At 67.3% G+C, this 11901-nt stretch carries 8 protein-coding genes and 1 pseudogene; 4 read left to right on the top strand and 5 right to left on the bottom strand.

All coding sequences use genetic code 11. The annotated features are described in order from the left end of the window. From VF697_RS43225 to VF697_RS43235, 3 genes are all read left to right on the top strand, one after another. Positions 1 to 696, top strand: a 696-nt coding sequence (locus tag VF697_RS43225; RefSeq protein WP_331104614.1) for a hypothetical protein, incomplete at its 5' end; no start/stop codon positions are given. Positions 697 to 1495: 799 nt separating this feature from the next. Then, positions 1496 to 1996 (top strand): hypothetical protein, encoded by a 501-nt coding sequence (locus VF697_RS43230; RefSeq protein WP_331104615.1) that lies wholly within the window; start codon positions 1496 to 1498, stop codon positions 1994 to 1996. After that, entirely contained in the window at positions 1993 to 2781 is a 789-nt protein-coding gene (locus VF697_RS43235; protein ID WP_331104616.1) for a hypothetical protein, read from the top strand. Before VF697_RS43230 ends, VF697_RS43235 begins: the two co-directional genes overlap by 4 nt. Positions 2782 to 3170: 389 nt before the next feature. On the opposite strand, the gene VF697_RS43240 is transcribed toward VF697_RS43235, so the two are convergent. Genes VF697_RS43240 through VF697_RS43250 form a run of 3 tightly spaced genes read right to left on the bottom strand, consistent with a single transcriptional unit; the run spans position 3171 to position 6380 of the window. Continuing rightward, complete coding sequence (locus VF697_RS43240) at positions 3171 to 4616, bottom strand: radical SAM protein (RefSeq protein WP_331104617.1); 1446 nt, start codon at positions 4614 to 4616, stop codon at positions 3171 to 3173. 49 nt (positions 4617 to 4665) lie between these two features. Further along, positions 4666 to 5514, bottom strand: a complete 849-nt coding sequence (locus VF697_RS43245) for an acyl-CoA desaturase (RefSeq protein ID WP_331104619.1) — start codon at positions 5512 to 5514, stop codon at positions 4666 to 4668. Positions 5515 to 5570: 56 nt separating this feature from the next. Beyond that, positions 5571 to 6380, bottom strand: coding sequence for an alpha/beta hydrolase (locus VF697_RS43250; RefSeq protein ID WP_331104621.1), 810 nt, complete (start codon positions 6378 to 6380; stop codon positions 5571 to 5573). Positions 6381 to 6867: 487 nt separating this feature from the next. On the opposite strand from VF697_RS43250, the gene VF697_RS43255 reads away from it, so the two are divergent. After that, on the top strand, positions 6868 to 10992 hold the full coding sequence (locus VF697_RS43255) for a protein kinase domain-containing protein (protein WP_331104623.1): 4125 nt from the start codon (positions 6868 to 6870) through the stop codon (positions 10990 to 10992). A gap of 54 nt (positions 10993 to 11046) precedes the next feature. Here the strand turns inward: VF697_RS43255 and VF697_RS43260 are convergent, their stop codons facing one another. Together VF697_RS43260 and VF697_RS43265 are read right to left on the bottom strand one after the other, a co-directional pair. Beyond that, positions 11047 to 11454, bottom strand: coding sequence for a hypothetical protein (locus VF697_RS43260; RefSeq protein ID WP_331104625.1), 408 nt, complete (start codon positions 11452 to 11454; stop codon positions 11047 to 11049). 248 nt (positions 11455 to 11702) lie between these two features. Beyond that, positions 11703 to 11901 (bottom strand): annotated as a pseudogene (locus VF697_RS43265) (short-chain dehydrogenase); the annotation flags it as partial.

Consider the following 11901-nt stretch of genomic DNA (forward strand, 5'->3'; position numbering starts at 1 on the left):
TGGAAGGGGGACTATCTGAACCGTACCGACGCGGCCCAGGCCGTCACCGCGGCGGCCACCGGCGTCGGCAACACGTGGACCTTCGAGTGCACCACGGACGGCAAGGTGAAGCTGAAGTCGTCGAAGGGGGACTACCTGAACCGGACCGACGCGGCCCAGGGCGTCAACGCGGCGGCCACCGGCACTGGCACCGTGTGGACGCCTGTATTCACCGAAGGCAAGCTCACGCTGAGGTCGTCGAAGGGGGACGGCCTGCACCGGCCGGACAGCGCCCCGAGCGTCACCACCTGGGGCACCGGCATTGGCAATACGTGGACTGTCGAGCTCGCCGCGTGCGGCAAGAAGGTGCAGCTCAAGTCGTCGAAGGGGGATGGCCTGCACCGGCCGGACAGCGCCCCGAGCGTCACCACCTGGGGCACCGGCATTGGCAATACGTGGACCCTCGAGTGCGCCGCGGACGGCAAGGTCCAGCTCAAGTCGTGGAAGGGGGACTACCTGAACCGTACCGACGCGGCCCAGGGCGTCACCGCGGCGGCCACCGGCGCCGGCAACGCGTGGACGCCTGAATTCGCCAACGGCAAGGTGAAGCTCAAGTCGGTGAAGGGAGACTACCTGAACCGGACCGACGCGGCCCAGGGCGTCAACGCGGCGGCCACCGGCACCGGCACCGTATGGACCCTGGCCGTGATTCCCTGAGTAGGCGCATGAAGCAGTGAGCCCACAGGCTGCTCCTGGTTCCGGGGGTAGCCGGCGCGTCCACCGCCATGCAGGGCCGCTGACGGGGGCCGTCCGAGCAGTGCTCCAGGCTGGTGCGCAAGCCGCGTAGTCCCTTGGGGTACACGGCGGCCCCGGCCACCCTCCCAGGAGGTGCGCGGCAGGGGCAAGGGCTGTCTTGACTGGGGCGGCTTGAGCCTCGACACCACGCGGGCCTGGGGTGGCCCTCGCGGGGGCCAGGCGTGCACCTGCCGTGGGCAAGCCCAGGTGCGCCAGAATCGCTCGCACGCCTCCCGCTTGCTTCACAACAGCGGCGGCTTCGATTCCCGCCGCTTCCATGCAGAACAACCCACCGCTTTGAGACCTGAACCATCCCCTCATTTCGACGAAGCCCAGTAATTTCAAGGGCTTATAATTCAGGCTGACTCCGGAAATTCCCAGTAGTTACGGGCACTTGCGAAAATGAGGGGATGGTTCAGCTTTGAGACGGGTGGCTGAGAGGGACTTTCCCTCTCCTCTGGGAGAGGGACGGGGGAGGTGCGTGCACAGGGCCCCGGCGCGATAAATCCCTGCCCCGTGTGGCTCATCGGGTACCCTCCCTCTCAGCCCACCACCCGGTGCTGATGGGATTCGGCCCCACAGGAACACAGGTACTTTCATGAGCATCAGAACGATGGGGCGGAAGCTCATGGCGTTGAGCTTATGTCTTCTCCTTGGCTCATGTAGCGCCACCCGGCCGATGGTCGCGGGCCCATCCGGGCCGCAGGAACTGTCCAGGTACGTGCTCGTCATCGAGAATACGGCAGATGGGCAGGCGACCCATGCCTGGAAACCCGCCAAGGACTTCGACCTGACGGAGTACCGGAACCTGGCGAGCGTCCGGGTCGACGAGGGTCGCATCGTCCGGGTCTCACTCGATGCGACGGAATGCGAACGTCAGTATGATATTTGCATTCCGGAATGCCAGGCCAGCACGAGAATCCATCAGGTCGACAAATACATATACGATGCCAAGCAGTACGGTCCCTGGCGGACTGGGAAATGGAGCTACTGCAGGACCGCTTGCATGAAGCAGCTTGCCAATTGCCTGGGAGAGGCGGGCCGTGAGCCTGTGAGGTTCGAGGCCATCGACACCGCGATCGATTGGCTCGAGCGCCACCAGGATGAGCTTGCGCTCGGAGCCGTTGTCGTCATCGCGGGAGTGGCTTTCTATGTTGCCGCCTGTAGTGGAGGCATCGTGCTACTCGCTCCCGTCTTGCTCTTCGCCGAGGTACCACAATGAAGATAGGAGAGATTCTCAGCTTCGAGGCTCCACGGTTCATCGGAAGGTACCTGACGGAGCAGACCTCTCCAGAGGAGAGAGAACTGCTCTTGGAGGCGAGAGATGCCTTGTTGTTCATCTCTGAGTTTGGTCAGGACTACCGCTTCGAGGATTATCGCCGGAGCCCTGACTCCCCTCTCTTGCCCTCTGAAGGGGGGACTTCCATCAAGACGCTCCTGGGTGAAGCGGCAGGGCTCATGGTCCGGATCCGAGGGGAATGCCACTCACCGGAGGAGAAGGAACTGACGTCGGTCCTCATCGACGCACTCAACTTCATCGCCTCGACCGGCCAGCACACGGCGTTTGAGGCGTTTCGGCGAGATGTTCTCGCCGCCAAGCCGCCGCACGTCGTCGCATCGTTCAGGACGCGCGAGGAGGCGGAAGCTTGGCTCGACAATCAGCCCGAACCGCCGGCTCAAGGACAGGTGTTGGTCGCGGGTGAATACTATCAGTTCTACTATTTCCGCGAACTGAACCGCCGGGGGCTCCGACCGCAGTTCACCTTGGAGATGCTCATCCGGCAATTGATGGAGGAGGGGCCTCCTGCCACCGTGGCTTCCTTTGTCTCTCATGAGGAAGCAGAGGACTGGCTGGCGAAGCAGATCGCGCCACCGACGCATGCCTTCATCTTGATTGCCGGCGAGTACCACCTCGCGGTCTTCCACGAGAACATCCACCACCGCGCCATCCATCCCATCTCCATCGTCGAGAGGCTCGAGAAGTGGGAGCGGGAGCAGAGGACGTGAGTCAGGCCGGTTGGTTCGTAAGAGGAATTGAGACACTGTCGAGGCAGCGGGTTGGAGCAGAGAGGCAGAGAAGTTCCCCTTCCCCTGGCTCCGGTCCGTGGCTCACCGCTGGAGAGATCTACCTTGAATCTCGAACTGTTCGCGTCTCTCTTCGCTAGAGCCCTGCAACTCCGAGGCGAGTTCGTGCCTCAAATGTCTCCCTGGTTAAGCAGCCAGAGGTCCTGCGAAAACCGCTCCCGACCGCTCTGTCGCGCTCTCGCTGGAAGCCTCCGAGCGGCGGGTTCGGTTCCCGCCGCCTCCACTGGAGGTAGCAAAGCCCTGGGCGCCATCAGGCGTGCCGGGGTTTTCTTTTTCCGCCGAAGCCGCCAGCGGCAGCCGGGCGGGCTGGCTCAATTCACCAGGGCCAGCGGGGGCCCCGGCGGGACGATGCGCTGCGGCTCCAGCCCCAGCCTCGCCATCTGCTGGGCATCCCACTCCTCGAGCGCGTCCATCCCGGCGATGTAGCGCCGCGCCTTGTTCTTCACCGGGTTGCGGATGCTCAGGATCTCCGGCCCCGAGAAGAGGATGGTGCTCTTGTAGCGAGGCATGTCGCTCAACGTCAGCTTGGACCAGTAGTGCCGGGCGACGTTGGGCAGGCTGCCGAGTGTGTGGCACAGCCGCTGGAAGTGCTCCACCACTTCCGAGGGGTGCAGGTTCTTCGGACGGTGGCACAGCGTGTAGCCGTCGTAGTCGCGACTGAGGGTGCCGGGCAGCAGGCGGCCCTCGGCGGTCACCTCCCGGAAGAAGGGGGTCTCCGGGTAGGGACAGACGATTCCCAGGAAGGTGATGGAGAAGTAGCTCAGGTCCGCCAGGTACTGGGGCACCTTCTCCAGGTACTCGTTGGTGTCTCCATCCGAGCCGACGATGAGCCCGAACGACAGCAGGATGCCGCTGGAGAAGGTGCGCCGGATGACCGCGTCCACCTCGGACAGCTTGTTCTGCCCCTTGTTCATCGCCTGGATGGACTCGGGGTTGAGCGACTCCAGGCCGGTGTAGATGTAGCGGCAGCCGGCACGGGCCATCAGCTTCACCAGCGACTCGTCCTTGAGGACGTTGAAGGTCAGGGCGCAACCCCAGGTCTTCTTCAGGGGGATGAGCGCCTCGCACAGCTCACGCAGGTACTTGGGTGAGCCCCCCAGGTTGTTGTCCAGGAAGACGAAGGCGTCCTCCATCAGCCCGAGGAAGTTCGTGTTCCAGCGCATGCGCGTCTGGATCTCCTCGATGACCTGGGGGATGGGACGGTAGCGGTAGCGCTCGTGCCCGGTGAGCACGCAGAAGTTGCAGCTGAAAGGACAGCCGCGCGAGGCCTCGATCCCCGGCAGGCGCACCCGGTTGTGCGTGAAGTCGAGCAGCTCATAGCGGTACGGCTGGATGGAGGTGACGCCCCGCGAGGGCAGCGCGTAGCGCTTCTGGAGCCGGCCCTTCTGGAAGTCCTCGAGGAGCGCCGGGACATTGGGCTCGGGCTCACCGGTGATGACGGCATCGAAGTGCTGCTCGCAATCCTCCGGGAAGTGGCTCGTGTGCCGCCCGCCCGCCACCGTCACGATGCCACGCTGGCGGAAGAGCGTGGAGAGCACCTTGGTGTGCTCGTAGTAGGAGTGGAGATAGGAGAAGAAGACGATATCCCAGTGCCGGTCGAGCGGGATGTCGGCTTCCTTCTCATTGTACAGCTCGATCTCCGCGTCCTCGGGACAGAGCGCGGCGATGAGCTCCGGCACCGAGGACTGCATGATGGACGGCTCCTTGATGCGCAGCCGGGTGGGATGGGTATAGGTGGAGATGATGGCGATGCGCATGTGAGTGATGGGAGCAGGAGAGCGTGGGTGGGGGAGAAGAGACCGGGGGTCAGTCCGCGCGCGCGGGCAGGCGCTGGCCGGGCAGGCGCACATCCCAGGCGAGGCCCAGCCCCTGGAGCAGCCGGATGAAGGCCCAACCCGGGTCGAACTGCCACCAGGCCTGCCCGTGCCGCGCCGAGCCCGGGAAGGCGTGGTGGTTGTTGTGCCAGCCTTCGCCCAGGGTCACCACGCTGACCCACCACACATTGCGGCTGAAGTCGCGCGTGTCATGGGTGCGGAAGCCGAGGAACCGGACGTGGCACACCGAGTTCACGCAGTAGGTGCTGTGCATCCAGAGCACCAGCGGCAGGAAGAAGCAGGCGGGCAGCGCGCTCCAGCCAAGTGTCAGGCCGAGCAGCACCACCGTGACGGCCTGGGGCACCATGCGGTAGCGCAGCAGCCAGAGGTAGTAGCGATCCTCGGCGAGGTCGCGGCAGTACTTGCGCCAGGCCTCGGAGTCCGTGGAGTCCTCGTCGAGGATCCACCCCAAGTGCGAATACCAGAGGCCGCGCAGCGGGGAGTGGATGTCCTCCGGCAGGTCGGTGTGGACATGGTGGATGCGGTGGATGGAGGCCCACAGCAGGGGGCTGCCCTGCCCGGAGATCATGGCGAGCGTGACGAGCCCATACTCGACCCAGCGCGGACAGCGGAAGGCGCGATGACTGAGCAGCCGGTGCAGCCCCACCGTGGTGCCGAGCATGATGCTCGCGTGCAGCCCGATGACCATCGGCAGCGCGAAGGGCGGCCAGGGAAGCCACAGCGAGGAGGCGGCGAGCCCGTGCACGAGCACCATGTAGACGGCGATGGCCGTGTGGGGGCGTGAGCGGCGTGACGGCTCTGAGGGTGTGGCGGAGGACATGAGGGCGGACTTCCTCGGCGGTGAAGGGAGACGGCCTCCGGTCAGCCCGAGTGACTCTAGCGGGCCCGGAGCGATTGAACCATCCAGCGCACCACCCGCTCGACGAAGCGCGGGGCATCCTCCATCTGAGGCACGTGACCGACATCCTCCAGGGGCTCGAAGCACCAGTCCGGACGCACCTCCGCCAGCTTGCGTGAAGAGTCGAAGGGCACCAATCGGTCCTGTCGGCCGTGCATCAGCAGGGTGGGGACACGAACTCCGTGCGCCCACGCCTCGAACTGGTTGCGGCGCAGCAGGGTGAGGAGCATCGAGCGCGTGGCCCGCAGGTAGCTGGAGGCATGACCCATGCCCAGGCGCTCCATGCGCTCCGCGACGAGGCTGACGTTCTGCACCACCACCTCCTCGGGCACGCGCCGCACGTCCGCGCACCCCAGGGTGAGCAGATCCATGAACATCCCGCGCGCGCCGATGCGCTCGCCCTCCCGCCACAGGCTGTACTCCCCCAGCCCTGGCAGCAGGTGGAGCACGAGGCGCCTGAACTGCACCGGATCCAACCGGGTGCCGCGCGGAGGCGGCTGCGCGGGGCTGACGAGCACCAGCCCTGCCACCGTCTCCTGCGCGAGCGCCGCCTGGGCGAGCGACACCAGCCCGCCCCAGGAGTTGCCCACCAGCACCGCGGGCCTCCCCACCACCTCGGTGATGAAGCGGTGGAGCATCTCCCGCTGGCTTGATACCCCGACGGCGCGTCCCGCCTCCGGCGTCCGCCCGAAGCCGATGAGGTCCACCGCCAGCACCCGTGCGTGATGGGCCAGCAGGGGCGCCGCGGGCAGCCAGTTGAGGTAGCAGCCCCCCAACCCGTGCAGCATGACCAGGGGAGGTCCGCGCCCTCCATAGTCCGCGTAGTGGACAGGACCGCCAAGATCCACCGTGCGCAGCCGTACCGGCTCATTCTGGAGTTTTTGGAATGGAGCGAGAGCACTCATGGGCCATGGGGCGTCGAGCGCTTCAGTGGGGGCGGCAACGTTCCTCATCATCTTCTCCGCAGCTTGGGGACATCAGCTCGGCCACCAACCCAGCGCAGCAGCCCCCCGGCCTGACGCTCAGTAACGTAGCAAATTTCCCACACAGGCGGAAAACATCCTGGACCTGTCCAGGCGATATGCGCGTAGGCGTATTGGGATGGGGGCGCTGTTGAGCGTGAGGGATGGAGAGGAGGAGGCGCGGCTCGTCCAAGGGGTGCGGAGCGAAGAAGCGAGGCGCTCCCGGCCTACGGAGAAAAGGCTCCTCCTTGACGCCGTTCAGGGTGGCATCGCAGCATAGGTTCCTTCGATGTCAACAGCGCCGGAACTCGAAGTGGGGGGGACACTCAACCGACGATTCATCGTCGAGCGGCGTCTCGGTGCGGGCAGCTTCGGCATCGTCTACGAGGTCTACGACAAGCAGCGAGAGCTCAAGGTCGCCCTGAAGCGGCTTCGCCGGTTCGACGCCTCGACCGTCTACCACTTCAAGCAGGAGTTCCGCTCCCTGGCGGACGTGACGCACCCGAACCTGCTCGGACTGCACGAGCTCTTCTCCATCGACGACCAGTGGTACTTCACGATGGACCTGGTCGAAGGCGTGGACTTCCTCGAGTACGTCCGCGGCGTCTCCGAGGAGCTTTCGAGCTCGGTGCCCTCCGGCCCGTCGATCCTCCCGGGGGATTCCGGCCTGGAGTCCGGCTACCTCCCGACGATGCGCAGTCAGCCCAAGCCGGAGCTGGACACCCACGTGTCCGGGGCGGAGGTGCTCCAGGCGGTTCCACCGAAGAGCGAGCTGCCGCCGCACGACTCGGGCGACAGCGGGCGCGGCACGCAGGTCTTCGGCCAGGTGGTGCCTGCCCCGACGGAGTCGCAGAACCTGGGCACCCTGTCGTTCAGGAGCGGGCTTCCCTCGGCGCCGGTGCCCATGCCGGGGACTGACCCGAACGATCCTGTCTCCGCGGTGGAGACGCATATGTCGGAGGGGAGTGGCGGCCCCTCTGTCGGTTCGCGGCGGCTCCCCGAGCGGCGACATGGAGGGACGCTGGACGAAGCTCGCCTGCGCAAGGCGATGAGGCAGCTGGTGGCCGGCCTCGGCGCGCTCCACCACGCGGGTAAGCTGCACCGGGACCTCAAGCCCTCCAACGTGATGGTCACCCGCAGGGGCCGCGTGGTGGTGCTCGACTTCGGCCTGGTGGCGGAGCTCTCGCGCGAGAACGTCTACCGCGGCCTGGAGATGGTGATCTCCGGCACCCCGGCGTACATGGCGCCGGAGCAGGCCGTCGGCCGCGAGCTCACCCCAGCCGCGGACATGTACGCGCTGGGGGTGATGCTCTACGAGGCGCTCACCGGCGAGCTGCCCTACGGCGGCAGCGCGCGCGACATGCTGCTCCAGAAGATGAGCGAGGATCCACCGGATCCCCGCACGTTCAACCGCCAGCTGCCGGAGGACCTCTGCGAGATCTCCATGCGGCTGTTGAGCCGCGATCCCTCGCAGCGGATGACCGGCGCGGAGGTGCTGGCGCGCCTGGGCGGCGAGGCCGGCGCCGTTCGCGCGCCCGAGCCCCTCTCCCGGCGCGACCAGGACACCGGCATTCTCGGTCGCGAGAGGCAGCTGGCCGCCTTCGCGGAGGGCCTGACCGGCGCCCGGCAGGGCAACACGGTGCTGCTCTTCGTCCACGGCACCTCGGGCATGGGCAAGAGCGTACTCGTGCGCTCGTTCCTCGATGCCCTCTCCCGGGAAGGCCAGGCGGTGGTGCTCGAGGGCCGCTGCTACGAGCGCGAGCAGGTGCCGTACAAGGCGCTGGACAGCCTGATCGACTCGCTCACCCGCCACCTGATGCTGCTGCCGGCCAGCGACGCCGAGCAGTTGCTGCCGCGCGACATCCACTCGCTGGCCGGGCTGTTCCCGACCCTCAAGCGCGCGCAGGTGATCGCCAGCATCCCGGCGCGGGAGCCGGCCACGGACCCGCACGAGCTGCGCCGCCGAGGCACCACGGCCCTGCGTGAGCTGCTGCTCCAGCTCGCCCGCCACCGGCCGCTGGTCCTGTTCATCGATGACCTGCAGTGGAGCGACAGCGATAGCGCCGCGCTGCTGTTCGATCTGCTCAGCCCACCGGAGTCGCCGGCGCTGCTGCTGCTCGCCAGCTACCGCACCGAGGACGCCGAGCGCAGCGAGGTGGTCAAGGCGCTCAAGCCGCGGCGCGGCCAGGAGACGGGGGCGCGCTTCCGCGAGGTCGAGGTCGGCCCGCTGAGCCCCGAGGACGCGCGGAACCTCGCGCTGGCGCTGCTGGGCGAGGACCACCCCAACGCGCACAATGACGCGACGACGATCGCCCGCGAGTCCGCGGGCAGCCCGTTCTTCGTGGCCGAGCTCTCCTGGTACCTGCGGGCGCTCCGCCGCGAGGGGAGCGTGCGCCCCGCCGACTGGCTGTCGCTGAGCCGGGTCATCGCCGAGCGCGTCGAGAACCTCCCCGAGCAGGCCCGCCACCTGCTGGAGGTGATCTGCGTGGCAGGGCGGCCGCTGCCGGTTGCGGTGGCGAGGAAGGTGGCCGACCTGCCCGCTGCCTCCGAGTTGGAGACGCTGGCGCTGCTTCGCGGCGAGCGGTTCGTCCGCACCAAGGAGCCGGATCTGGTGGAGTCCTTCCACGACCGGATCCGCGAGGCGGTGGTGGTGAACCTGCCTGCGCCGACGCTCCAGGGGATCCACCTGCGGCTGGCGGAGACGCTGGAAGCCGCGAGCACGAAGACCGCGCCGGGTGTGCTCGCCTACCACTTCCTCTCCGGGAACAACCTGGCGAAGGCGCTGAGGTACAGCCTGTTCGCGGCGCGCGAGGCCCAGGCGCAGTACGCCAACAGCGAGGCGAGCTACCACTACCGGCAGGCGCTCCAGCTGCTGACCTCGGGCGCCATCCGTGACGAGAAGGAGGTCACCCGGCAGGTCCGGAAGGTGAAGGAGGCGCTGGCGAACACCCTGCTCCATGCGGGCAGCTACGCCGAGTCCGCCGCGCTCTTCCAGGAGTGCCTCGCCACCGAGGCGGACCCGCGCGCGCGCGCCGAGCTCCACTCGGGGCTGGGCCGCGTGTACCAGGAGCAGGGCGAGTCGGGCACGGCGATCCAGGAACTGGAGAAGGCGCTGCAGCTGTTCGGGCTGAAGGCGCCGAGGTCGCTGGTGGGGCTGGGGCTGAAGATCCTGGGCGAGGTGCTCCTGCGCGTGTTCGGCGCGCTGCTCCCGTGGCTGCTGCTGCGGCCCGTGTCCGAGGAGCGCCGTGGGGACTACCTGCGGCGTCTGGCCACGCTGGTCGCGCTCATCAAGATCTACTACTTCGTCGACATCAACAAGCTGACCTGGGCCACGCTGGTGCTCAACAACATGGCCCAGCGCGTGCGCTCGGACTACGCCTCCAGCCTGGCGCGATCCTACTACGGGACCCTGCTGTTCGGGGCGGGGTTTCTCGAGGGCTCGGTCAAGAACTGCGAGTCGGGAGTGGAGCTGGCCCGGCGCGCGAAGGACCCGGCGACGGAGGCGATCGCGCTGTGCCGGCTGGGCATACAGGCCACCTTCGCGAACAAGCTGTCGCGGGCGGTCATGCTGCATGAGCAGGCGGGTGGGATGCTCCGGCAGGTGGGCGAGATGTGGGAGCTGCAGACCAGCTTGATGATGCTGGCCACCAGCCGCTTCCTGAAGTCGGAGTTCAAGGCAGCCGAGGAGATCTATATCGAGATGGGCGCGCTGGGGCTCCAGCTGAATGCGCTGATGCACCAGGGCTGGTCGCACGCGTGGGCGCCGTTCTGCCGGTACCTGCTGGGCACGCAGGACGCCGCGAGCGTAAGCGCGGAGATCGAAAAGGCGCACGGCATCAGCGTGCAGGTGAAGGACCTTGCCAACCAGTGCGCGGCGCTGAACCACCTCGCGAACATCGCGGTGCGCGAGGAGCAACCGGAGGAGGCCGCCCAGCTCGCGGACCGGGTGTTCCGCTCCATCTGGCGCTACCATGTGCTGGTGCCCTTCCTTCAGATCGGCCTGGTGGATACGGCCGAGGCCGCGCTCTACGCGCTGGAGACGGGAGCAACCTCGGTGAAGCGCTCGCGGCTGTTGAAGATCGTGCGCCTCTCGCTGCTCAAGGCGCAGTTCGTCGCCGGCCGCTACCCGTACCTGGCCGGGCCGACCCTGCGGGTGAAGGCCCGGTACGCCCGACTGAGGGGCCGCACCCAGGAGGCCGAGTCGCTCTTCCGGCGGGCGCTGGAAGTTTTGAAGGATACGCCCAACCGCTGGGAGAAGGGCGTGGTCTGCTACGACGCCGCGGTGGCGCTGCCGCATCTGCGCGAGGAGATGCTGGAGAAGGCCGAGGTGATCTTCACCGCGATCGGTGCCGAGGCCGAGCTGCGGCGGGTGCGGCGCCTCACCGAGGCTCCCGCCGAGCCGAGCCGTGCGAACGGTAGAGCGCGCTCGATTCGATGACCCTGCGTCGGGGCCAGCCTCGCGGGCTGCGAGGGCAGCCCCACGTGCTCCAGATCAGGCCAGAACGGAGAAACGGAGCCAGGCGGCGGCGCCCGTTGCGGCGCCATACATGAGGATCTCCGCGTCCTCTGTCCACGGCTGGGTGCGCTCGAGGGCGCCCCAGATGTGGATGGCCGTCATGATCCCGCACACCACGTAGATCAGGTCGAAGAGGGGGAGGTGGGCCCTGGGATCGGGGACGGCGCGCACGACGGTGATGATGGCGGCCAGGGCGAGCCCTCCGAGACACCGGCCGAAGTAGACGGTGAGCGCGGTGTTGCCCTCGGGCATCGGCCAGCGGAACCAGCGGGCCCACCTCAAGGGCATGAACAGCAGGGGCAGCGCGTAGATGCAGGAGAAGAAGATGATGACTACCAGGAGGAACCAGCTCGCGAGCGGGTAGTCGGCATTGATCAAGGGCATGGCCTGGGCAGGCGCGGCTGGGGGGATCCGACACCAGACCGGCTTGGCTCCCAGCATAGCGCAGGAGGAAGGACAAGGGGCTGCAGCCGCGACAGACGAAGCCTACCGTTCTCCTTGGGCAACGCATAAGGCGAATAGAAGGCCTGTTTGTGGGTTCGAGGCCTACGAGAGCAGGATGCGGAGGAGGGTCGCAGCCCACGCCGGGTTGCCCCCTTCCAGGGCCTCCAACGCCGCCGCGACGTGCCTTGCTACAGCAGGTCCGCTCCCGGGTGCAGGCAGTTGGTGGTGACGGCCGTGCCCCGGAGGCGCTCCGCGAGCGCCTTGGTGAACAGGATGTTGGCGAGCTTGGACTGCGAATAGGCCCTCCACACGCCAAAGCTCCGCGTCAGGTGCGGATCCTCCCAGTGGATGGACCCCGTCTTGTGCGCGCCCGAGGACACGTTGATG

Source organism: Archangium sp. (genome assembly GCF_036388035.1).
Taxonomy (GTDB): Bacteria; Myxococcota; Myxococcia; order Myxococcales; family Myxococcaceae; genus Archangium.

Excerpts from the sequence above, each read along its gene's own strand:
- VF697_RS43235 (WP_331104616.1), top strand. The coding sequence starts at position 1,993 with ATGAAGATAGGAGAGATTCTCAGCTTCGAGGCTCCACGGTTCATCGGA.
- VF697_RS43240 (WP_331104617.1), bottom strand. The coding sequence starts at position 4,616 with ATGCGCATCGCCATCATCTCCACCTATACCCATCCCACCCGGCTGCGC.
- VF697_RS43245 (WP_331104619.1), bottom strand. The coding sequence starts at position 5,514 with ATGTCCTCCGCCACACCCTCAGAGCCGTCACGCCGCTCACGCCCCCAC.
- VF697_RS43250 (WP_331104621.1), bottom strand. The coding sequence starts at position 6,380 with ATGCTGCACGGGTTGGGGGGCTGCTACCTCAACTGGCTGCCCGCGGCG.
- VF697_RS43260 (WP_331104625.1), bottom strand. The coding sequence starts at position 11,454 with ATGCCCTTGATCAATGCCGACTACCCGCTCGCGAGCTGGTTCCTCCTG.